The sequence below is a fragment of the Nocardiopsis prasina DSM 43845 genome, from assembly GCF_000341265.1.
In the GTDB taxonomy this organism is placed as follows: domain Bacteria; phylum Actinomycetota; class Actinomycetes; order Streptosporangiales; family Streptosporangiaceae; genus Nocardiopsis; species Nocardiopsis prasina.
This window is the reverse complement of record NZ_ANAE01000085.1, coordinates 16,041-38,198: the sequence shown is the minus strand read 5'-3', so window position 1 is coordinate 38,198 and position 22,158 is coordinate 16,041. Positions and strand designations below refer to the sequence as shown.

Genomic DNA, 22,158 nt, shown 5'->3' with positions numbered 1-22,158 from the left:
CTAGTGTGCACGAGTTGGTCCGTTTCCTCCCTAGTTTTCGGAGAAATTGCGGCGTTCGGGGGAGAAGCGGGGGATATGTGATCGGAACGTGATGTTCAGACCCGGCTGTCGGGATTGCAAACATCCCATGACTATCTGAATCCAGTGCTGACCGCGCGCGGCCTGCGACGGGACACACCCCGCCCTGGTGCGGACCGGCGAAGACACGCCCTTAACCTGGAGGTAAGGCTGCCTGATCCGGGACACCACCCCTTCGACCGCGGTCGCATGACTCGGCCGTCCACGCACCTGATCTGCGTGGATGGGTTCGCTGCCCAATCTAGTGCAGGTAAACGTCTGTTGTGAGGCTTTTTGATGCGTAGCTGGCTGACCTATACCGCCGCCCGCGTGGCGCTGTTCGCGGGCGCCTTCGGCGTCGTCTACCTCTTCGGCGCGCGCTCGTGGATCGCGTTGGTTCTCGCGTGGCTGATCAGCGGCCTCGCTTCCTACGTTCTCCTTTCCAAGTGGCGCGACCAGATGTCGGCCTCGGTCGACGACTGGTCGAAGAAGCGTCAGGAACAGGACAAGGCCGTGGGGGGCCGACTGGAGGGCGGCGCGGCCCGGGAGGACGAGATCCAGGACGAGCTCCTGCGCGCCCAGGAGTCCGAGAACCCCCAGAAGTGACCGACGGGGCGGTGGTCCGACCGCTCGGACACCACCCCGTGGCCACTCCTAGTCAGGCCCTCACCTGACGCCGGCGCCTCACAGGGCCGGGAACATCCCCAGACGTGCGTGGTACTCGCCCGCCAGCCGATCGGTGTCGCTGCCGACGTAGAGGCCGTCGGAGGTCGCGTGCAGCGCCTCCACGCCGTGGCCCCGCGAGCGTCCCGGGTTCCAGGGCAGGGCCCGGCCCGTGTCGGGGTTCACCGCGGCGATGCCCTCGCGGGCGACCGAACCCGGACCGGGGTTCAGGGCACCCTTCTCGTTGTCCATCCAGCGCTGGTGTCCGCCCACGTAGACGGCGGACGAGGTGACCTCGACCGAGTACAGGGTGTCCCCGCCGGTCAGGTTGGACCAGGTGGGGTCGGAGTTCGCGGCGTCGGTGTTCTCGAACCGGGCCGTGGACTTGCACAGGCCGGGCTTCACCTCAGGCCCGCCCCCCGTCACCACGGCGAAGTAGGAGCCGTCCGGGGCGAAGTCCATCTGCCGCATGTAGGTGTGGATGGCCGAGTAGTCGCACTCCGCCTCGTAGGCCGAGGTCGACCAGGTGGTGGGCGCCCCCTTCGCGGTGTCGATCATGGCGATCTGGTACCGGTCCAGGCCGTCGACCTTGGTGAACGTCCCGTTGATGGCGAGCCTGCGGCCGTCCGGGCTCAGGGCCAGCTCCTGTACGCGCAGGACGCCCCGGCGCTGTTCGGAGATGGTCGGGGTGAAGTCCGCGTCCACCCGGCCGGTCGCGGGGTCGATCCGGGCCAGTCCGGTGCGCTCCTGCCCGCTCACCCCGGTGAAGTTGCCGCCGACGTAGACCTGGCGTCCGTCGCTGGCGAGCCGGTACACGCTCCCGTCGTCCAGCTTCGCGCCGAAGCCGGAGACGTTCCGGCCGGTCCTGGCGTCGACGCGGGCGATGCCCCGGCTTGCCGAGCCGTTGACCCGCTGGAACTGGCCGCCGATGATCAGCGACCCGTTCGGGCCCTCGGCCAGGGTGTTGACAGTGCCGTCCACCTGCGGGGCGAAGCCGGGCAGGAGTTCGCCGGTGCCGTGCCGGAAGGCGAACAGGTTGCGCCGGTTGTGGGTCCGGGCGCCGTCGGCGTCGGACACGCTCTCGAACTCCCCGCCCACCACGACGGTGTCGCCGATCCGGAGGATGTCCTTGACCGTCCCGTCCAGGACGTGGGGGGTCCACTGGACCGGCTGTTCGCTGACCACGCCTTCGTGGGGTGCGGCGAGGGCGGGCGCGGCGGTCGCGACCCCCAGCGGGAGCAGGAGCAGGGAGCTCATCGTCAGGGCGACGAACGATCGGGCCGGTTTCACGGGACTCCTCGGGCGCGCGTGGTGGTTTCGGTCCCTACATCATTGCACGGAGTATGCATTTGACTACGTAAAGTAAACGACTGTCTGCCTGGTCAGCGCCCGTCCGGGCTCCTGTGTGGCCCGGTCCTCCGCGCTGTCCGGCCACCCTTAGGCTGGTGCCATGACCCGCGCGAAGCTCGACAAGAAGCCCCAGGACGTCGCCGCGATGTTCGACGGCATCGCAGAGAACTACGACCTCGTCAACGACGTCATCTCGCTCGGCCAGGACCGCGTCTGGCGACGCGCGGTGGTCGACGCGGTCGACGCCCACAGCGGCGAACTGGTGCTGGACCTGGCCGCGGGTACCGGAACCTCCTCGGAGTCCTTCATCAAGAAGGGCGCCCGCGTGATCGCCTGTGACTTCTCGCTGGGGATGCTCCAGAACGGGGCCCGGCGCCGGGGCGGCGCCTCGCGCGCGGGGGTGACCTTCGTGGCCGGGGACGCGCTCTCGCTGCCCTTCGCCGACGAGACCTTCGACGCGGTGACGATCTCCTTCGGTCTGCGCAACGTCGCCGACGTGGGCCAGGCGCTGCGGGAGCTGCGCCGGGTGACCAGGGTCGGCGGCCGCTTGGTCATCTGCGAGTTCAGCCACATCCCGGTGGAGTTCGTGGACAAGCTGTACTCGACCTACCTGATGGCGGCGCTGCCGAAGATCGCCGGGGCCTTCTCCGGCCGCTCCGAGGCCTACGACTACCTGTCGGAGTCGATCATGGCCTGGCCCGACCAGGCGGAGCTGTCGAAGTACCTCCAGGGCGCCGGGTGGTCGCGGGTCGCGTGGCGCAACCTGACGCTGGGCACGGTGGCCCTGCACCGCGGCTTCCGCGAGAAGTAAAAACAGACATAGCACTCACAAGGCGAAAGTCTTCGCTTCTAACTTAAAAAGTACGCAAACCCCAAGGAATGATCTGTTCCTTGGGGTTTTTCTGTTGCTCATGGGTTGCTTGTTGTTGAGCAGGTAGTGCTAGCTGCGCTTTTGGCTGCTTGTGACGGCTTTGGTGGGTGTGTGGAGGCTTGTGGGCTCAATATCCGATTTTCCGAAGAATGCCCCCCGGGGGTCGCCTCCTGGCTCGTGAGGGTCTAGACTGCGGAAAAGTGGCTTGTGAAGTGCTTCACAAGGCCACGAGGCTTATGACACAAGACCCATGTCGGATATGTCGGAAGTCCCCAAACAACCCATAGCACCCCCCGTGAGCGGGTCGAACCCGCACTGACCCGCCACGGTGTACCGCGCGAGTAGTCGAGGACACATCCGTGAGCGAGACAGCCACCTCCTCTCCCAGAGGCCGGGAACGGATCGAGTACGACGCCGACGTCATCGTCGTCGGCGCTGGCCCTTCTGGCTCCACCACCGCCTACTACCTGGCCCAGGCCGGGCTTGACGTCCTGCTCCTGGAGAAGACCTCCTTCCCCAGGGAGAAGGTCTGCGGCGACGGCCTCACCCCGAGGGCGGTGAAACAGCTCACCTCCATGGGGATCACCTTCGAGGACGAGGGGTGGATCAAGAACCACGGCCTGCGCATCGTCGGGGCCGGCGTGCGTCTCGAACTGCCCTGGCCCGACCTCGGTTCCTATCCGGGCTTCGGCCTCGTGCGCACGCGCCTCGACTTCGACCAGATCCTGGTCAACCGGGCCGTGTCCGCCGGTGCCAAGCTCCTGGAGCGCACCAACGTCACCGGCCCCCTCATGGACGAGCGCAGCAACCGGATCGTCGGAGTGCACGCCAAGAACGCCGACCGCGAACCCGTGACCTTCCGGGCGCCGCTGGTCGTGGCCGCCGACGGCAACTCCTCCCGGCTCTCCGTCGCCATGGGCATCCGCAAGCGCGACGACCGGCCCCTGGGTGTGGCCGTGCGCACCTACTTCGAGAGCCCCCGGCACGAGGACGACTACCTGGAGTCCTGGCTGGAGCTGTGGGACCGCAGCGGAGACAAGGACGTCCTCCTGCCCGGCTACGGGTGGGTCTTCGGTGTCGGCGACGGCACCAGCAACGTCGGCCTCGGCATCCTCAACTCCACGTCCGCCTTCCAGGACGTGGACTACCGCAAGCTCCTGCGCCGGTGGACCGAGTCCATGCCCGAGGAGTGGGGCTTCACCGAGGAGAACCAGAAGGGCAAGATCCTCGGCGCGGCGCTGCCGATGGGCTTCAACCGGGTCCCGCACTACGCCCGCGGCCTGCTGCTGGTCGGCGACGCGGGCGGCATGGTCAACCCCTTCAACGGTGAGGGCATCGCCTACGCCATGGAGGCCGGTCAGATCGCCGCCGACGTGATCGTGCAGGCGCACGGCCGTCCCACCCAGCAGACGCGTGAGCGCGCCCTGCTGCGGTACCCGGAGGTCCTCGCCGACACCTACGGCGGCTACTACACGCTGGGCCGCTACTTCGTGAAGGTCATCGGCCAGCCCGAGTTCATGAAGTACGCGACCAAGTACGGACTGCGTCAGCGCACGCTCATGAAGTTCGTGCTGAAGATGCTCGCCAACCTCACGGAGCCGAGCAAGGGCGACGCCATGGACCGGGTCATCAACGGCCTGTCGAGGATGGCGCCCGCCGCCTAGCGGGCGAGGGCGCGCACACGCACGGCCGGACCGCCGCTTCCGCGTGGTCCGGCCACACCACAAGACATTTCGGGAAGAGCCGAGAGAAGCACGTGAAAACGTTCACAAGTCAGCCGGTCGCGCGCTCCGACCAGCCATTCAGTGGAGGAGGGTGAGCCGTGGAGCTGTACACACCGATATTCGTGCTCGGTGGGATCGGCGCCGCTTTCGTCGTCCTGTCGATGGTCGCCGGTGCGGTCATGGGACCCAAGCGGTACAACCGGGCCAAGATGCAGGCGTACGAGTGCGGAATCGAACCCACCCCGCAGCCCGCGGGCGGTGGCCGCTTCACCGTCAAGTACTACATGACGGCGATGATGTTCATCGTCTTCGACATCGAGATCATCTTCCTCATCCCGTGGGCCGTGCACTTCGACGCCCTCGGCTGGTTCGGCGTCATCGCGATCATCCTCTTCCTCGTGAACGTCTCCATCGCCTACGCCTACGAGTGGCGCCGCGGAGGCCTCGAATGGGACTGATCCAGCTGACCCCCCACGCCCCCGAACACACCCAGCCGCCCACCCCCGAGGAGGTCCGCAGCTGATGGGTATCGAAGAGAAACTGCCAGCCGGAGTCGCGCTCACCACGGTCGAACAGGTCGTCGGCCTGGCCCGCAAGTCGTCCATGTGGCCCGCCACGTTCGGGCTGGCCTGCTGCGCCATCGAGATGATGGCGGTCGGCGGCCCGCACTACGACCTCGCCCGATTCGGCATGGAGAAGTTCGGCGCCACCCCGCGCCAGGCCGACCTCATGGTCGTGGCCGGACGGGTCAGCCAGAAGATGGCCCCGGTCCTGCGCCAGATCTACGACCAGATGCCCGAGCCCAAGTGGGTCATCGCGATGGGCGTCTGCGCCTCCAGCGGCGGCATGTTCAACAACTACGCGATCGTCCAGGGCGTGGACCACATCGTCCCCGTCGACATCTACCTGCCGGGCTGTCCGCCCAGGCCGGAGATGTTCCTGGACGCCGTGCTCAAGCTCCACGACAAGGTGCAGAACACCAAGCTCGGTGCCCACCGCGAGCAGGAGATCACCGAGACCGAGGAGCGCCTGCTCCGCCGTTCGCTGCCCCTGGTGACCAAGGACTGACATGAGCAACGAGAACGAGCGCGACGAGGCGGCGGAGAACCTCCCCGACCAGCTCGGTCGCGAGCGCTTGGCCGCACCGGTCAGGCGCACCGGCATGTTCGGCGCCCGGACCTCGGGCGACACCTCCGGTTTCGGTGGCCTCCAGGTGCGGGGGAGCGCTCCCGCCCAGAGCCAGCGCCCCTTCACGGACCCCGACGACCCGCGCACCGCCGACTTCGACCGGGTCGCCGACGACCTGGAGGCGGCCCTCACCGCGATCGGCCGGGAGGCCGAGGTCGAGCGGGTGGAGGTCGACCGCGGTGAGATCACCTTCCACGTGCGCCGAGAGGCCCTGCTGGAGCTGGTCCGCGTCCTGCGCGACGACCCCGCGCTCCGGTACGAGCTGTGCACGGGCGTGGTCGGGGTCCACTACCTGGAGGACGCCGGACGCGAGCTGCACGCGGTCTACCACTTCCGGTCGATCACCCACAACAGCGTGATCCGGGTCGAGACCACCTGCCCCGACGCTGACCCGCACATCCCCTCGATCGTGTCGGCCTACCCGACCAACGACTGGCACGAGCGCGAGGCCTGGGACTTCTTCGGGATCGTCTTCGACGGCCACCCGTCGCTGACCCGCATCCAGATGCCCGACGACTGGCACGGCCACCCCCAGCGCAAGGACTACCCGCTGGGCGGCATCCCGGTCGAGTACCGGGGCGCCACGGTGCCCCCGCCGGACGAGCGGCGGTCCTACACGTGAACCGCGCGGCCACCACACCAGCCACACGAAGGCCCCTCCGGAAGGGAGGCACGGCATGACCGTCACCGAGGACTACATCGACGCCTCCGGTGGGGACTGGGACGACGTCATCGAGAAGGCCCAGGGCACCAGCGCCGAACGCCTGGTCGTCAACATGGGCCCCCAGCACCCGTCCACCCACGGCGTGCTCCGCCTGATCCTCACGCTCGACGGCGAGACCTGTACCGAGGCCCGCGTGGGCATCGGCTACCTGCACACCGGCATCGAGAAGAACATGGAGTACCGGACGTGGACGCAGGGCACCACGTTCGTGACCCGCATGGACTACCTCACGCCGCTCTTCAACGAGACGGCGTACTGCCTGGCGGTCGAGAAGCTGCTCGACATCACCGACCGCGTGCCCGAGCGCGCCAGCGTCATCCGCGTGATGCTCATGGAGCTCAACCGGATGGCCTCGCACTTCGTGGCCATGGCGACGTTCGGCATGGAGCTGGGCGCCACCACGGTGATGACCAACGGCTTCCGTGAGCGCGAGATGATCCTGGACATCTTCGAGCTCGTCACGGGCCTGAGGATGAACCACGCCTACATCCGGCCCGGCGGGGTGGCGCAGGACCTGCCGCCCGGCGCCGTGGGCAAGATCCGTGAGCTGCTCAAGGAGATGCCCGAGCGCATCGGGACCATGCGCAAGCTCCTGGACGAGAACCCCGTCTACCTGGCCCGTACCAAGGACGTCGCGTACCTCAACCTGCCCGGTTGCATGGCGCTCGGTATCACCGGGCCGCTCGTGCGCGCCTCGGGCCTGGCCTGGGACCTGCGCAAGGCCAAGCCCTACTGCGGCTACGAGGACTACGAGTTCGACGTCCCGGTCTCCGACGGCGGTGACGTGTACGCCCGCTACCGGGTGCGCATCGCCGAGATGGAGGAGAGCCTCAAGATCGTCGAGCAGTGCCTGGACAAGCTCCAGCCCGGCCCGGTGATGATCGAGGACGCCAAGATCGGCTGGCCCGCCAAGCTGGCGCTCGGCCCGGACGGCATGGGTAACTCGCCGGACCACATCGCGCACATCATGAGCGGCTCGATGGAGGCGCTGATCCACCACTTCAAGCTGGTCACCGAGGGCTTCCGGGTCCCCGCGGGCCAGGCCTACGCGGCGGTGGAGAGCGCCAAGGGCGAGCTCGGCTGCCACGCGGTCAGCGACGGGGGCACCCGCCCCTACCGCGTGCACTTCCGCGACCCGTCCTTCACCCACCTCCAGGCCGTCGCCGCCATGTGCGAGGGCGGGACGGTGGCGGACGTCATCGCGGCCGTGGCCAGTATCGACCCGGTGATGGGAGGCGTGGACCGGTGAGCGAGACCAACGAGAACACACCCGTGGAGACCCCCGGGGTCTTCACCGACGAGGTCGTGGCGCGTCTGGAGCAGGACGCCAAGGAGATCATCAGCCGTTACCCGAAGCCGCGTTCGTCGCTGCTCCCGCTCCTGCACCTGGTGCAGGCCGAGGAGGGGCACGTCAGCGCCGAGGGCATGCGGTTCTGCGCCGACCAGCTGGACATCACGCTCGCCGAGGTCAGGGCGGTCGCCACGTTCTACACCATGTACCGCCGCGAACCCGGCGGCGACTACCAGGTGGGCGTGTGCACCAACACCCTGTGCGCGGTGATGGGCGGCGACGAGATCTTCTCCGCCCTCAAGGAGCACCTGGACGTGGCCAACGCGGAGACCACCGGGGACGGGAAGGTCACCCTGGAGCACGTCGAGTGCAACGCGGCCTGCGACTTCGCGCCGGTCGTGATGGTCAACTGGGAGTTCTTCGACAACCAGACCCCGGCCACCGCCAAGCAGCTGGTGGACGACCTGCGTCTGGGCAAGGACGTGGCCCCCACGCGGGGCCCCGCCAGCCTGTGCACCTGGAAGCAGGCCTCGCGCGTGCTCGCCGGGTTCGACGACGGCCGCGCGGGCGAGGGCGTGCAGGCGGCCGGCCCGTCACTGGCCGGTCTCCGGATCGCGGAGCGCAACGGCTGGACAGCGCCCGACCCGAACAACCTCCCGACCCGCCCCGACCAGGGTGAGGAGGGCGCCAAGTGACCACCCTGACCCCGATCCTGTCCCAGAACTGGGACCGGCCCGACTCCTTCACGATCGACGGCTACCGGGCCACCGGCGGCTACGAGGCGCTGCGGAAGTCGCTCACCATGGAGCCCGACTCCATCGTGGACCTCGTCAAGCAGTCGGGCCTGCGCGGCCGCGGCGGCGCGGGCTTCCCCACCGGGATGAAGTGGGGGTTCCTGCCCAAGGACAACCCCAACCCGCGCTACCTCGTCGTCAACGCGGACGAGTCCGAGCCGGGCACCTGCAAGGACATCCCGCTCATGCTCGCCAACCCCCACGTGCTGGTGGAGGGGGTGGCGATCGCCTCGTACGCGATCAAGTCCAACCAGGCCTTCATCTACGTGCGCGGCGAGGTCGTCCACGTCATCCGCCGCCTGCGCCAGGCGGTGGCCGACGCCTACGCCGCCGGGCTGCTCGGCAAGGACATCCTCGGCAGCGGCTTCGACCTCGACGTCGTCGTGCACGCCGGGGCGGGCGCCTACATCTGCGGTGAGGAGACCGCCCTCCTGGACTCCCTGGAGGGCTACCGGGGCCAGCCCCGCCTCAAGCCGCCGTTCCCCGCAGTGGCCGGGCTCTACGCCTCGCCCACCGTGGTGAACAACGTCGAGTCCATCGCCAGCGTCCCCGGGATCGTCGCCAACGGCGCCGAGTGGTTCACGTCCATGGGCACCGAGAAGTCCGCCGGGTTCGGCTTCTTCTCCCTGTCCGGGCACGTCACCAACCCCGGCCAGTACGAGGCCCCGCTCGGGATCACCCTGCGCGAGCTCCTGGACATGGCGGGCGGAGTCCGCGAGGGACACCGGCTCAAGTTCTGGACGCCGGGCGGCTCCTCCACGCCGATCTTCACCGAGGAGCACCTGGACACCCCGCTCGACTTCGAGTCGGTGGGCGCCGCCGGGTCCATGCTCGGCACCCGTGCCCTCCAGATCTTCGACGAGACCACCTGCGTGGTCCGCGCCGTCGGCCGCTGGATCGCCTTCTACGCCCACGAGTCCTGCGGCAAGTGCACGCCCTGCCGCGAGGGCAACTTCTGGATGGTCCAGGTCCTGGACCGCCTGGAGCGGGGCGAGGGCACCGAGGCCGACATCGACAAGCTGCTCCAGATCTGCGACAACCTGCTCGGCCGCTCCTTCTGCGCGCTGGGCGACGGAGCCACCAGCCCCGTCATGTCGTCGATCAAGCACTTCCGCCAGGAGTACGTCGACCACTTCGAGAAGGGCGGCTGCCCCTTCGACCACTCCAGGTCCACCCTCTGGGCGGACCGGCCGACCACGGAAGAGGGAGGGAACCGGTGACCGTCACCTCCAACACCTCAGGCGGGTCCTCGCCCGCCCCGCCCCCGGAGGACCTGATCACCGTCACCATCGACGGTTTCCAGATCAGGGTTCCGAAGGGCACCCTGCTGATCCGGGCCGCCGAGCTGCTCGGCATCCAGATCCCCCGGTTCTGCGACCACCCGCTGCTCGACCCGGTCGGGGCCTGCCGCCAGTGCCTGGTGGAGATCCCCGACATGGGCAACGGGCGCGGGATGCCCAAGCCGCAGGCCTCCTGCACCATCACCGTCATGGAGGGGATGGTGGTCAACACCCACCTCACCTCCGAGGTGGCGGAGCGGGCCCAGCGCGGGATCATGGAGTTCCTCCTGATCAACCACCCGCTGGACTGCCCGGTCTGCGACAAGGGCGGCGAGTGCCCCCTCCAGAACCAGGCGATGTCCACGGGCCAGGGGGAGAGCGAGTTCGTCGACGTCAAGCGGACCTTCCCCAAGCCGATCGCGCTGTCCACCGGGGTGCTGCTGGACCGGGAACGCTGCATCCAGTGCGCCCGCTGCACCCGCTTCGCGGCGCAGATCGCTGGCGACCCGCTCATCGAGCTGATGGAGCGCGGCGCCCAGGAGCAGGTCGGCATCGCCGAGGGGGAGGCCTTCGACTCCTACTTCTCCGGCAACACCGTGCAGATCTGCCCGGTGGGCGCGCTCACCGGATCGGCCTACCGGTTCCGGTCCCGCCCCTTCGACCTGGTCTCCACGCCGAGCGTGTGCGAGCACTGCGCGGGCGGCTGCGCCCAGCGCACCGACCACCGCCGGGGCAAGGTCACCCGGCGGCTGGCCGGGGACGACCCGCAGGTCAACGAGGAGTGGAACTGCGACAAGGGCCGGTGGGCGTTCACCTACGCCACCCGGTCCGACCGCCTCTCCCGCCCCCTGGTCCGCGACGAGGACTCCCGGGCCCTGGAGTTCGCCTCCTGGCCCGAGGCGATCAGCCTCGCCGCGCAGGGGCTGGGCGCCGCGCGCGGCAACGTGGGGGTGCTGGTCGGCGGTCGCCTGACCTACGAGGACGCCTACGCCTACGCCAAGTTCGCGCGCGTGGCCCTGGGCACCAACGACGTGGACGCCCGCGCCCGCGAGCACTCCGCCGAGGAATCCGCCTTCCTCGCCGCTCACGTGGCGGGGACCCCGGTGGGGGTGGACTTCACCGCCCTGGAGAAGGCGCCCGCCGTCCTGCTGGCCGGGTTCGAGCCGGAGGACGAGTCGCCCTCCACCTTCCTGCGCCTGCGCAAGGGGTCCCGCAAGCGGGGGCTGAAGGTCTACTCGATCGCCTCCCACGCCAGCCTCGGTCTCACCAAGACCTCCGGCACCCTGGTCCGGAGCGTCCCCGGCGACGAGGCCCGCGTCCTCAACGCCCTGGACGCCGACCACCCCGAGGTGGTCGAGGCGATCGGCCAGGAGGGCTCCGTCATCCTGGTCGGCGAGCGGCTCGCCGCCGTCCCCGGCGCCCTGACCGCCGTCGCCGCGCTGGCCGAACGCACCGGAGCCCGGCTCGCCTGGGTGCCGCGTCGCGCCGGTGAGCGGGGCGCGATCGACGCCGGAGCGCTTCCGGGCCTGCTGCCCGGGGGCCGACCGGTCGCCGACGACTCGGCCCGCGCCGAGGTGGCCCGCGTGTGGAACGTCGGCTCGCTGCCCGGGACTCCCGGCCGCGACACCGACGCCATCATCGCGGCGGCCGCGGCCGGTGAGCTGGACGCGCTGGTCATCGCCGGGGTCGAGCTGGACGACCTCCCCGACCCGGACGCCGCTCGCGAGGCCCTGGCGAGGGTGCCGTTCGTGGTCAGCCTCGAACTGCGCGCCAGCGACGCCACGGACCGCGCCGACGTGGTGCTGCCGGTGGCCGCCGTCGCGGAGAAGTCCGGGACCTTCGTCAACTGGGAGGGCCGCCACCGGCCCTTCGGTGACGCGCTCAAGGTGCCCGGCGCCCTCTCCGACCTGCGGGTGCTGTCCGCGATCGCCAACGAGATGGACGTCCACCTGGGCCTGCCGGACGCCGCCAGCGCCTACGACGAACTCCTGGAGCTGGGCATGTGGGTGGGTGACCGGCCCGCCGGACCCTCCGTCCGACCTGCCGAGCTGCCCGCCCCCGCCCCGGGCCAGGCCCTGCTGTCCACGTGGCGGCAGCTCCTGGGCACCGGCCGGATGGAGGACGGCGAGCCCTACCTCGCCGGGACCGCCCGCCAGCCGCGCGCCTACCTGTCCAAGGCCACGGCCGACGAGGTCGGGGTCCCCGACGGCGGTTCGCTCCGCGTCACGGGAGAGCGGGGTTCGGTGACCGTCCCCGTGGTCGTCACCGACATCGCCGACCGGGTCGTCTGGCTCCCGGCCAACGCCCACGGCTGCGACATCCGCCGTGACCTGGGCGGCACCGCCGGGCAGACGGTCATCCTGGCCGCGCCCACCACCAACGGGAGGCAGCAGTGACCCCCGCCGCTCTCGATCCGCGCGCGGCCGTACTGGCCTCGGAGAGCACCCTGAGCGCCTTCGGGAACGACCCGTGGTGGATCACCACCATCAAGGCGCTCGCGATCTTCGTCTTCCTGATGATCTGCGTGCTCATGATGATCATGGCCGACCGCAAGGTCATGGGCCGGATGCAGCAGCGCCACGGACCCAACCGGATGGGTCCCTTCGGGCTCCTCCAGTCCCTGTTCGACGGCATCAAGCTCTCCCTCAAGGAGGACCTGATCCCGCGCGGGGTGGACCGGTTCGTCTACATCGCGGCGCCGATGATCGCGGCGATCCCCGCGTTCCTCGCCTTCTCGGTCATCCCGATCGGGCCCGAGGTGAACTTGTTCGGGGTCATGACCCCGCTCCAGCTCACCGACCTGCCGATCGCGGCGCTGCTGGTCCTGGCGACCGCGGCGCTCGGCGTCTACGGGTTCGTGCTCGGCGGCTGGGCCTCCCAGTCGCCGTACGCCCTGCTCGGAGGCCTGCGTGCCTCCGCGCAGGTGATCAGCTACGAGATCGCGATGGGCCTGTCCTTCGTCGCGGTCTTCATCATGGCGGGCACGCTCACCACCTCCGGCATCGTCGCGGCCCAGGAGAACCTGTGGTTCGCGGTGCTGCTCCTGCCCTCCTTCCTCATCTACCTCGTCACGATGGTCGGTGAGACCAACCGGCTCCCGTTCGACCTGGCGGAGGGCGAGGGCGAGATCGTCGGCGGCTTCATGACCGAGTACGGGTCGATGAAGTTCACGATGTTCTTCCTCGCGGAGTACGTGAACATGTGCACCGTCGCGGCCGTGTCCGTGACGCTCTTCCTCGGCGGCTGGTACGCCCCGCCCGGGGTCACCGCGATCCTCCCGGGCGCCAACGAGGGCTGGTGGCCCGCCCTGTGGTGGCTGCTCAAGTTCGTCGCCGTCATGTTCCTGTTCATCTGGGCCCGGGGCAGCCTCCCGCGCGTCCGGTACGACCAGCTCATGAAGCTCGGCTGGAAGGTCCTCATCCCGATCCAGCTCGTGTGGATCACCGGTGTGGCCGTCGTCCGCATGCTCGTCCTCGACGAGGCGCACCCGCTGGTCATCACCGGTGTGGTCGCGGCCTTCACCGTCGCCACCGTCGCGGCCATCGCCGCCTGGGTCCGCTTCGTGCGCCGCGAGCGCGCGGAGGAGGCCCGCCAGCGCGCCGAGAACGCGCGCCGCGCCCACAGGGAACCCTCCTTCGGCGGGTTCCCGGTGCCCCCGAGCACCGCCGCCCACTACGGCAGCAGCGTGCTCGCCGAACCGTCGCGGACGGCCTCGGCCGCCACCGCCGAACGCAACCAGAAGAAGGGGGAGGTTACCGGTGCTTGAGTGGCTCAACCCCGTCAAGGGTTTCGGTGTCACCTTCCACACGATGTTCAAGAAGGTGCCCACCGTCGAGTACCCGGAGGTCAAGCGCCCCACGGCGCCGCGCTTCCACGGTAGGCACCAGCTGAACCGGTGGGCCGACGGCCTGGAGAAGTGCATCGGGTGCGAACTCTGCGCCTGGGCCTGCCCGGCCGACGCCATCTACGTGGAGGCGGGAGACAACACCGACGACGACCGGTACTCGCCCGGTGAGCGGTACGGGCGCGTCTACCAGATCAACTACCTGCGGTGCATCCTGTGCGGTCTGTGCGTGGAGGCCTGCCCCACCCGCGCGCTCACCATGACCAACGAGTACGAGCTGGCCGACGACAACAGGCAGAGCCTGATCTGGACCAAGGAGCAGCTGCTCGCCCCGCTGCGCGAGGGCATGGAGCAGCCGCCCCACCCGATGCGCCTCGGCGACAGCGACCTCGACTACTACGCCACCGGGCGCGGTGAGCACGGGACCCAGGACCGGCCGGAGAACACGGGGGCGGTCCGTTGATCCCCCTCACCCCCGCCTCCCCCGCACAGCACCTCGCCGCGGCGGCGCCCATCGGCTCCGGTGAGGCCACGGTCTTCTGGGTCCTGGGCACGATCGTCGTGCTCGGTGCCCTGGGCGTGGTCTTCTCCCGCAAGGCCGTGCACTCGGCCATGTCGATGGCGCTGTCCATGGTCGGCCTGGCGATCTTCTACGGCATCAACGAGGCGCCGTTCCTGATGGTCGTCCAGATCGTCGTCTACACCGGCGCCGTCCTGATGCTGTTCCTGTTCGTCCTGATGCTCGTGGGCGTCAGCTCCGCGGACTCCCTCGTGGAGACCCTGCGCGGACAGCGGCTCATGACCGCGATCGTGGCGATCTGCTTCGTCGGCGCCCTGACCACCGGGATCACCCGGATCGTCGTGGGCGACCCGGCCGGGATCGCCGCCGCGGCCACCCCGGTCGGCGGCACCATCCCGTGGATCGCCAGCGAACTCCTGCTGCGCTACGTGGTGGCCTTCGAGGCCACCGCCGCGCTGCTCGTCACCTCGGTGCTCGGCGCCATGGTGCTCGCGCACACCGCCCGCACGGGCAGGCGCCGCACCCAGCGGGAGATCTCCGAGGACCGCATCAGGGGCGACCACCCGACCCCGCTGCCCGGGCCCGGCACCTACGCCCGGCACAACGCGATCGACATGCCCGCGCTGCTGCCCGACGGCTCGGTCTCGAAGCTCTCGCTCAACCCCGTCCTGGCCGCCCGCGACCCCGAGTACCAGTCGGGGGTGCCGATGGAGGTCCAGACCGGGCGGTCCGCGCTCCCCGGAGGCGCGTCGGACTCGGCCGGCTCCAAGGAGGGCGGGCTCACCGCCGACCGTGAGGACGGACCCGCCGACGACGGTGAGAGCGGCCCGGCCGCCACCACCGACGGCGTAGAGAACGGCAACGGAAACGGACAGGAGGTCGAGTCCTCGTGGACCCGATGAACTACATCGTCCTCGCGGCGCTTCTGTTCACCATCGGCGCGGTCGGCGTCCTCGTCCGACGCAACGCGATCATCGTCTTCATGTGCGTGGAGCTCATGCTCAACGCCTGCAACCTGGCGTTCGTCGCGTTCGCCCGGATGCACGGTGACATCGAGGGGCAGGTCGTCGCCTTCTTCGTGATGGTCGTGGCCGCCGCCGAGGTGGTCGTGGGCCTCGCGATCATCATGCAGATCTTCCGAACCCGCAGGTCCGCGTCGCTCGATGACGCGAACCTGCTCAAGCACTAGAAGGCGACGTGGCAGTGACACAACATCACGCGTACCTCGCCGCCGAACCCGTGGTGGCGACCACGGCCGACAGCGCGGTGCTGTCGAACGCCTGGCTCCTGATCGCCCTGCCACTCGCGGGCGCGGCGATCCTGCTGCTGGGCGGGCGGCGCACCAACGGGTGGGGGCCGCTGCTNGCTGGCCCCCGCCCTGCCGATCGGCTCCTTCGTCTGGGCGGTCCTCGCCCTGTTCGACCTCCTCGGCCGGGGCGCGGCCGAGCGGAGCGTCTCCGTCCCCGTCTACGAGTGGTTCGCGTCGGGTGACTTCTCCGCCCGGATCAACCTCCTGGTGGACCCGCTCTCGATCAGCTTCGTCCTGCTGATCACCTTCGTGGGCTCGCTCATCCACGTCTACTCCCTCGGCTACATGGCCGAGGACCCGGGCAGGCGGCGGTTCTTCGCCTACCTCAACCTGTTCGTCGCGGCCATGCTCGTACTGGTCCTCGCGGACAACTTCGTGCTGCTCTTCCTCGGCTGGGAGGGTGTGGGCCTCGCGTCCTACCTGCTCATCGGGTTCTGGCAGTACAAGCCCACGGCGGCCACGGCCGCCAAGAAGGCGTTCCTGATCAACCGGGTCGGCGACATCGGCCTGCTCGTGGCGATCATGATCATGTTCACCGTGCTCGGCGCGGTGAGCTTCAGCGACGTCTTCGCGGCCGTCCCCGGTGCCAGCGACGGCATCCTCCTGGCCATCGGCCTCCTGCTGCTCCTGGGCGCCTGCGGCAAGTCCGCGCAGCTCCCGCTCCAGGCGTGGTTGCTGGACGCCATGGAGGGCCCGACCCCGGTGTCGGCGCTCATCCACGCCGCCACCATGGTCACCGCCGGTGTGTACCTGATCGTGCGCGCCGGACCGATCTTCGAGGGCGCCCCGGTGGCGCAGACGGCCGTCATGACGGTCGGTGCCGCCACCATGCTCGCGGGCGGCCTGATCGCCTCCGCCAAGGACGACATCAAGAAGTCCCTGGCCGGTTCCACCATGAGCCAGATCGGCATGATGGTGCTGGCCGCCGGGCTCGGCCCGGTCGGCTACGTCGCCGCCATCGCCCACCTGATCACGCACGGCTTCTTCAAGGCCGGGCTGTTCCTGGGCGCCGGTTCGGTCATGCACGGCATGAACGACGACGTCGACATGCGCAGGTACGGCGGCCTGGCGTCGAAGATGCCGATCACCTTCGCCACCTTCGGCCTCGGCTACCTCGCCATCATCGGTGTCCCGTTCCTGTCCGGCTGGTGGACCAAGGAGAGCATCATCTCCGCCGCCTTCGGCATCGGCGGGACCGCCGGGGCGGTCTTCGGCACCGCGATCATCGTGGGCGCCGCGCTCACCGCCTTCTACATGTCGCGGATGGTCTTCATGACCTTCCTCGGGAAGAAGCGCTGGGACGACGGCGTGCACCCGCACGAGTCGCCGGTGAGCATGACCGCCCCCATGGTGGTGCTGTCGATCGGGTCGGTCGCCCTCGGCGCCTTCCTGGTCTTCGGCGACCGGTTCGCGGGCTTCCTCGCCCCGGCCATCGGCGCCGAGCCGCACCACTTCACCGTGGGCCACGCCTTCACCGCGCCCTACGGCATCGCCGCCCTGGTCGTGCTGGTCCTGGGTGTCGCCCTGGCGTGGTTCATGTACCTGCGCAAGCCCGTGGCGCGCACCGCGCCCAAGGGCAACCTCGTCACCAACACGGCCCGCAACGAGCTGTACGGCAACGAGATCAACGAGGGCCTGTTCATGCGACCCGGCCAGGTGCTCACCAAGGCGCTGGTCGTCATCGAGGACAAGGTCATCGACGGCGCGGTCAACGGGCTCGGTGCCGGGGTCGGCGACTCCTCCACCGGACTCGGCAGGACACAGACGGGGTTCGCCCGCACCTACGCGCTCACCATGCTCATCGGCGCCGTGATCGTCGCCGCGACGCTGGTTGTGAGGTTCTAAATGATCCCCTGGCTCACTCTCGCGATCGCGCTCCCCGCGATCGGCGCGGCCGTCATCTGGGCGCTGCCGCGCGTCAAGGCCCCGGCGGCCTCGGGCGGTGCCTCGGCCTCGGTCGCGGCCAGCGCCGAGTCCGGCTCCGGCACGGCCACGGCCACCAAGGCCCGTCCCGCCACCGGCGGGGCGGCCTCAGCCGAGCTCGCCAAGCGCCTGGCCCTGGGCTTCTCCGTCGCGACCCTGCTCCTGGTCGTGGCCATGGCCCTGAACTTCGACACCTCGGGGGCGGGCGGCCTCCAGTTCGAGCAGGTCCACCCGTGGATCCCCTACTTCGGGGTCCACTTCGCGGTCGGCGTCGACGGCATCGCCCTCGTGCTGATCCTGATGTCCGTGGTGCTCGTGCCGCTCGTGGTGCTGGCCGCCTGGCGGGAACACGACGACCGTGACGACGGCGGGCGCGGCTACTTCGCGCTCATCCTCGCGCTCGAGGCGATGATGATCGGTGTCTTCGCCGCCACCGACGTCTTCCTGTTCTACGTGTTCTTCGAGGCCATGCTCATCCCGGTCTACTTCATGATCGGGCGCTACGGGCGCGGCGCGGACCGCGCCAAGGCCGCGATGAAGTTCCTGCTGTACAGCCTCGCCGGCGGCCTCATCATGCTGGTCGCGGTGATCGGCGTGTATGTCATCGGCGGCACCTTCCTGTGGACCGAGCTGACCGATCCGGGCGGCGCCCTCGCGGCCGTCGACCCGGCCACCGCGCGCTGGCTCTTCCTCGGGTTCTTCATCGCCTTCGCGATCAAGGCCCCGATGTGGCCCGTGCACACCTGGCTGCCCAGCGCGGCCGGGTCGTCCAGCCCCGGTACGGCCGTCCTGCTGGTGGGCGTGCTGGACAAGGTCGGCACCTACGGGATGCTCCGGTACTGCCTGGAGATGTTCCCCGCCGCGGTCTCGTGGTTCGTGTGGCCCGTGGTGGCGCTGAGCCTGGTGAGCATCTTCTACGGTGCGATCCTCGCGATCGGCCAGAGCGACATGATGCGCCTGGTCGCCTACACCTCGGTGTCCCACTTCGGCTTCATCACCCTGGGCATCTTCGCCCTGACCCAGCAGGCCCAGGCCGGGGCCGCCCTCTACATGGTCAACCACGGGTTCGCCACCGGCGCGCTCTTCCTGATCGTGGGCTTCCTCGTCGCCCGACGGGGCAGCGCCCGCATCGAGGACTTCGGGGGCGTCCAGAAGGTCGCGCCCAAACTCGCCGGGGTCTTCCTGATCGCGGGTCTGGCCGGTCTGGCGCTGCCGGGCCTGGCCCCCTTCGTCAGCGAGTTCCTGGTGTTCGTCGGCGTCTACGCCTTCAGCCCGGTCCCGGCGATCGTCGCCGCGCTCGGCGTGGTCCTCGCCGCGCTCTACATCCTGTGGATGTACCAGCGCACGATGACCGGTCCCACCCCGGAGAAGCTGGCCAAGCTGCCGGACCTGTCCGGGCGTGAGACCTGGGCGGTCGCCCCGCTGATCGCCCTGATCATCGCGTTCGGCGTCTACCCGCAGCCCCTGCTCAACGTGATCAACCCCGCCGTCGAACGCACCGTGGAGGCCGAGGCCGACACCGAGGTGGCGGTCGCGGACGGCGACGCGGAAGGAGACGAGGAGTGATCCCCCTCAATCTCGCGGACGGGGCGCCCCCGGCGCTCCACGGAGTCACCGAGGCTCCGCCGGTCCTGGACTGGTGGCTGCTGGCACCGTTCCTGGTGCTCTTCGGCGCCGGTGTGCTGGGCGTGCTCCTGGAGGCCTTCTGGCCCAAGGGCTCCCGCCGCACCGCGCAGATCGTCCTGACGGCGGTCGCGCTGCTGGGCGCCTTCCTCCTGCTGGTCCTCCAGGTGGAGGCGGTCGGCGAGGGCACGACCATCGCCAACGGCGTGCTGGCCGTGGACCGCACGGTGCTGTTCTTCCAGGGCACCATCACGGTGCTGGCCCTGATCAGCCTCATGCTGATCGCCGAGCGGAGGGACGGCAGGGACGCGTTCTCCGCCCAGGCCGCCACGGTTCCGGGCAGCGAGGAGGAGCGCACGCACATCCTCGCGGGCTCGCAGCACACCGAGGTCTACCCGCTGGTGCTGTTCGCGGTGCTGGGCATGCTGATGTTCCCGGCCTCGAACGACTTCCTGGTCATGTTCATCGCCCTGGAGGTCATGAGCCTCCCGCTGTACCTGCTGTGCGGGCTGGCCCGCAGGCGCCGCCTGTTCTCGCAGGAGGCCGCGGTCAAGTACTTCCTGCTGGGCGCGTTCTCCTCGGCGTTCTTCCTGTTCGGGATCGCCATGGTCTACGGCTACGCCGGTTCGGTGAACTTCGGCGTGATCCGCCAGGCCGTGGAGTCCGGCGGGGCCGAGATCTTCCAGGACGGCAACGGCGAGCCGCTGCTGCTCATGGGCGTGGGCCTGGTCGCGATCGGCCTGCTGTTCAAGGTCGGCGCCGTTCCCTTCCACAACTGGAAGCCCGACGTCTACCAGGGCGCCCCGACCCCGATCACCGCGCTGATGGCCTCCTGCACGCTGGTCGCCGCCTTCGGTGCCCTGCTGCGGGTGTTCTTCGTGCCGTTCGGCACCTCGGTGGAGCTCTGGGAACCGATGCTGTGGACGGTGGCCATCCTGACGATGGTCGTCGCCGCAGTCGTGGCGGTCACCCAGCGCGACGTCAAGCGGCTGCTGGCCTACTCCTCGGTGGTGCACGCCGGGTTCATCCTCACCGCCGTGGTCGCGGGCAGCGTCGAGGGCCTCGCGGGCGCCATGTTCTACCTGGCCGCCTACGGGTTCACCACGCTGGGCGCCTTCGCCGTCGTCACCCTGGTGCGCACCAGGGACGGCGGGCAGGAGCTCGGTGACCTCGACAAGTGGGCGGGTCTGGGGCGACGGTCCCCGGGCCTGGCCCTGGCGCTGTCTCTGTTCCTGCTGGCCTTCGCTGGTATCCCGCTCACCAGCGGGTTCATCGGGAAGTTCGCGGTGTTCGAGGCTGCCGTGGCGGCGGGCGCGACCCCGCTGGTCGTCGTCGGTGTGCTCAGCAGCGCCGTCACCGCGTACTTCTACGTGCGGATCATCGTTGTGATGTTCTTCCGGGATTCCGAGGGCGAGGGCCCGACGGTGGCCCGTGCCGGGATGCTCACCGGCAGCGTGATCACGGTGGGTGTGGCGGCGACCCTGGCGCTCGGGATCCTCCCGGGGGCCTTCCTGGACACCCTTCTGCCGTCCGGTGAGCCGGGTCAGGAACCTGCTGCGGTCATGGTCGACCAGGTCACGGAGGTACCCACCGGCGAGTGACCGTCGACCCGGGTGTGGCTTTGGACCTTCATTCCGGGTCGGATACCGTGGCAAGTCGGATCATGTTCATGTGCTGAGCGTGTGGCGGTCCCCTCCCGAGGGGGCCGCCAGCACGCCCGTTCAACAGGTGGAGCCTTACGGTGAGCGGTGCTGTCCCGAGCGGTTTTCTCGCTCTGCCGAGAGTCGACCCGACCCTCGCCCGGGAGATCCAGGACGACCTGGAGAAGGTCGAGGAGCTGCTGAGGGAGTCGGTGCGGTCCAGCGACCCCATGCTGACCGAGGCCGCCTCCCACCTGCTGGCCGCCGGAGGCAAGCGCTTCCGCGCCATGCTGGTGCTGCTCGCGGCGCACTTCGGGGATCCGCGGGTCCCCGACCTCATCCCGGCGGCGGCCGTGGTCGAGCTGACCCACGTGGCCACCCTCTACCACGACGACGTCATGGACGAGGCGGAGCTGCGCCGCGGCGAGCCCAGCGCCAACCAGCGCTGGGGCAACACCATCGCCATCCTCACCGGCGACTACGTGTTCGCCAAGGCCTCGACGATGCTCGCCGACCTCGGCACCGAGGCGGTCCGGCTCCAGGCCGAGACCTTCGCGCGACTGGTCCAGGGGCAGATCCTGGAGACCTCCGGGCCGCGCGACGGGATCGATCCGCTCGACCACTACCTGAACGTCATCGACGACAAGACGGCGTCGCTGATCGCCTCCTCGGCGGAGTTCGGCGGCATGTTCGGCAAGGTCGACCCGGAGACGGTGAGCACCCTCACCCGCGCCTGCGACGCGCTGGGCATGGCCTTCCAGCTGGCCGACGACATCCTTGACGTGGCCAGCGAGAGCGCCGACTCCGGCAAGGTGCCCGGCACGGACCTGCGCGAGGGCGTGCTGACGCTGCCCATGTTCTACGCGATGCGCTCGGTGGACCCCGCCGACGAGCGGCTGAAGTCGCTGCTGGGGCGTCCGCTGGACGACACGGAGGCCGAGGAGGCCCTGGGGCTGCTGCGTCCGCACCCGGCCATGGCCGAGGCCGACGCCACGCTGCGCGGCTGGGCCGACAGGGCCCGCAACGAACTGACGACCCTGCCCGACATCCCGGCGCGGGACGCCTTCCTGGCCCTGTGCGACTACGTGGTGGAGCGCTCCGGCTGATCCACCCGCCCCGAGACACGCGCGGGCCCCGTCCGGAACCCCGGTTCCAGGCGGGGCCCGCGCGTGTGTGTGGCCCTTCGGGAGCCGTCAGAGGGTGGCGGCGGGGCGCTCGGACACTCCTCCGTGGCGGGAAGCTCCCGCCGGGCACGCGAGCGGGCCGAGATCACGCTCGGGGCGCACGTCCGGTGCCGGGGTTCCCGGCCGGAAACGACGGCGGCGCCGCCCCGGTGCGTGGGGCGGCGCCGCGAAGT

General features: G+C 69.7%; 19 protein-coding genes and 1 pseudogene. 18 read left to right on the top strand and 2 right to left on the bottom strand.

What is annotated here, in order from left to right; genetic code table 11:
* The first annotated feature begins 354 nt into the window (after positions 1-354).
* Complete coding sequence (locus D452_RS0105175) at positions 355-663, top strand: DUF4229 domain-containing protein (protein WP_017543083.1); 309 nt, start codon at positions 355-357, stop codon at positions 661-663.
* A 78-nt stretch (positions 664-741) separates the two neighbouring features.
* Here the strand turns inward: D452_RS0105175 and D452_RS0105170 are convergent, their stop codons facing one another.
* Positions 742-2,010 (bottom strand): delta-60 repeat domain-containing protein, encoded by a 1,269-nt coding sequence (locus D452_RS0105170; RefSeq protein WP_017543082.1) that lies wholly within the window; start codon positions 2,008-2,010, stop codon positions 742-744.
* A gap of 160 nt (positions 2,011-2,170) precedes the next feature.
* Here D452_RS0105170 and D452_RS0105165 point away from each other — a divergent pair, with 160 nt between their 5' ends.
* From D452_RS0105165 to nuoK, 13 genes are all read left to right on the top strand, one after another.
* Positions 2,171-2,881 (top strand): demethylmenaquinone methyltransferase, encoded by a 711-nt coding sequence (locus tag D452_RS0105165; protein WP_017543081.1) that lies wholly within the window; start codon positions 2,171-2,173, stop codon positions 2,879-2,881.
* Positions 2,882-3,300: 419 nt separating this feature from the next.
* Complete coding sequence (locus D452_RS0105160) at positions 3,301-4,605, top strand: geranylgeranyl reductase family protein (RefSeq protein WP_017543080.1); 1,305 nt, start codon at positions 3,301-3,303, stop codon at positions 4,603-4,605.
* A gap of 158 nt (positions 4,606-4,763) precedes the next feature.
* The gene (locus D452_RS0105155) at positions 4,764-5,123 is read left to right on the top strand and encodes an NADH-quinone oxidoreductase subunit A (RefSeq protein ID WP_017543079.1); all 360 of its coding nucleotides are present in this window, start codon (positions 4,764-4,766) and stop codon (positions 5,121-5,123) included.
* Positions 5,124-5,187: 64 nt separating this feature from the next.
* Positions 5,188-5,733 (top strand): NuoB/complex I 20 kDa subunit family protein, encoded by a 546-nt coding sequence (locus tag D452_RS0105150; protein WP_017543078.1) that lies wholly within the window; start codon positions 5,188-5,190, stop codon positions 5,731-5,733.
* A 1-nt stretch (position 5,734) separates the two neighbouring features.
* Positions 5,735-6,475 carry an NADH-quinone oxidoreductase subunit C gene (locus D452_RS0105145; RefSeq protein WP_017543077.1) on the top strand — a complete coding sequence of 247 codons (741 nt, stop codon included), beginning with the start codon at positions 5,735-5,737 and terminating at the stop codon, positions 6,473-6,475.
* Between the two features lie 55 nt (positions 6,476-6,530).
* Positions 6,531-7,826: an NADH-quinone oxidoreductase subunit D gene (locus tag D452_RS0105140; protein ID WP_017543076.1), complete on the top strand. Its 1,296-nt coding sequence runs from the start codon at positions 6,531-6,533 to the stop codon at positions 7,824-7,826.
* The gene (gene nuoE, locus D452_RS0105135; protein ID WP_017543075.1) at positions 7,823-8,563 is read left to right on the top strand and encodes an NADH-quinone oxidoreductase subunit NuoE; all 741 of its coding nucleotides are present in this window, start codon (positions 7,823-7,825) and stop codon (positions 8,561-8,563) included. Before D452_RS0105140 ends, nuoE begins: the two co-directional genes overlap by 4 nt.
* On the top strand, positions 8,560-9,882 hold the full coding sequence (nuoF, locus tag D452_RS0105130) for an NADH-quinone oxidoreductase subunit NuoF (RefSeq protein WP_017543074.1): 1,323 nt from the start codon (positions 8,560-8,562) through the stop codon (positions 9,880-9,882). The genes nuoE and nuoF overlap by 4 nt, the downstream gene beginning before the upstream one ends.
* Positions 9,879-12,338, top strand: coding sequence for an NADH-quinone oxidoreductase subunit G (locus D452_RS0105125; protein ID WP_017543073.1), 2,460 nt, complete (start codon positions 9,879-9,881; stop codon positions 12,336-12,338). The genes nuoF and D452_RS0105125 overlap by 4 nt, the downstream gene beginning before the upstream one ends.
* Positions 12,335-13,708, top strand: coding sequence for an NADH-quinone oxidoreductase subunit NuoH (gene nuoH / locus D452_RS0105120; RefSeq protein ID WP_017543072.1), 1,374 nt, complete (start codon positions 12,335-12,337; stop codon positions 13,706-13,708). The genes D452_RS0105125 and nuoH overlap by 4 nt, the downstream gene beginning before the upstream one ends.
* Positions 13,701-14,249 carry an NADH-quinone oxidoreductase subunit NuoI gene (nuoI, locus tag D452_RS0105115; protein ID WP_017543071.1) on the top strand — a complete coding sequence of 183 codons (549 nt, stop codon included), beginning with the start codon at positions 13,701-13,703 and terminating at the stop codon, positions 14,247-14,249. Before nuoH ends, nuoI begins: the two co-directional genes overlap by 8 nt.
* Positions 14,246-15,208, top strand: coding sequence for an NADH-quinone oxidoreductase subunit J (locus D452_RS0105110; RefSeq protein ID WP_017543070.1), 963 nt, complete (start codon positions 14,246-14,248; stop codon positions 15,206-15,208). Before nuoI ends, D452_RS0105110 begins: the two co-directional genes overlap by 4 nt.
* Positions 15,196-15,495 (top strand): NADH-quinone oxidoreductase subunit NuoK, encoded by a 300-nt coding sequence (gene nuoK / locus D452_RS0105105; RefSeq protein ID WP_017543069.1) that lies wholly within the window; start codon positions 15,196-15,198, stop codon positions 15,493-15,495. Before D452_RS0105110 ends, nuoK begins: the two co-directional genes overlap by 13 nt.
* 25 nt (positions 15,496-15,520) lie before the next feature.
* On the opposite strand, the gene D452_RS31650 is transcribed toward nuoK, so the two are convergent.
* Positions 15,521-15,649 (bottom strand): hypothetical protein, encoded by a 129-nt coding sequence (locus D452_RS31650; protein WP_275040709.1) that lies wholly within the window; start codon positions 15,647-15,649, stop codon positions 15,521-15,523.
* Here D452_RS31650 and nuoL point away from each other — a divergent pair.
* The 4 genes and pseudogenes from nuoL to D452_RS0105085 all read left to right on the top strand — a co-directional run bounded on the left by nuoL (position 15,594) and on the right by D452_RS0105085 (position 21,907).
* A pseudogene (gene nuoL / locus D452_RS27730) lies at positions 15,594-17,460 on the top strand (NADH-quinone oxidoreductase subunit L). The gene D452_RS31650 and the pseudogene nuoL overlap by 56 nt on opposite strands.
* Positions 17,461-19,104, top strand: coding sequence for an NADH-quinone oxidoreductase subunit M (locus D452_RS0105095; RefSeq protein WP_017543067.1), 1,644 nt, complete (start codon positions 17,461-17,463; stop codon positions 19,102-19,104). It abuts the pseudogene before it with no gap.
* Positions 19,101-20,762: an NADH-quinone oxidoreductase subunit NuoN gene (gene nuoN / locus D452_RS0105090; RefSeq protein ID WP_017543066.1), complete on the top strand. Its 1,662-nt coding sequence runs from the start codon at positions 19,101-19,103 to the stop codon at positions 20,760-20,762. The genes D452_RS0105095 and nuoN overlap by 4 nt, the downstream gene beginning before the upstream one ends.
* Before the next feature lie 140 nt (positions 20,763-20,902).
* On the top strand, positions 20,903-21,907 hold the full coding sequence (locus D452_RS0105085) for a polyprenyl synthetase family protein (protein ID WP_017543065.1): 1,005 nt from the start codon (positions 20,903-20,905) through the stop codon (positions 21,905-21,907).
* The last annotated feature ends 251 nt before the right edge of the window (positions 21,908-22,158 follow it).

What these genes read in the sequence shown, in the direction of transcription:
- D452_RS0105175 (WP_017543083.1), top strand. Translation starts at nt 355, where the DNA reads ATGCGTAGCTGGCTGACCTATACCGCCGCCCGCGTGGCGCTGTTCGCG.
- D452_RS0105165 (WP_017543081.1), top strand. Translation starts at nt 2,171, where the DNA reads ATGACCCGCGCGAAGCTCGACAAGAAGCCCCAGGACGTCGCCGCGATG.
- D452_RS0105150 (WP_017543078.1), top strand. Translation starts at nt 5,188, where the DNA reads ATGGGTATCGAAGAGAAACTGCCAGCCGGAGTCGCGCTCACCACGGTC.
- D452_RS0105145 (WP_017543077.1), top strand. Translation starts at nt 5,735, where the DNA reads ATGAGCAACGAGAACGAGCGCGACGAGGCGGCGGAGAACCTCCCCGAC.
- D452_RS0105140 (WP_017543076.1), top strand. Translation starts at nt 6,531, where the DNA reads ATGACCGTCACCGAGGACTACATCGACGCCTCCGGTGGGGACTGGGAC.
- D452_RS0105095 (WP_017543067.1), top strand. Translation starts at nt 17,461, where the DNA reads ATGATCCCCTGGCTCACTCTCGCGATCGCGCTCCCCGCGATCGGCGCG.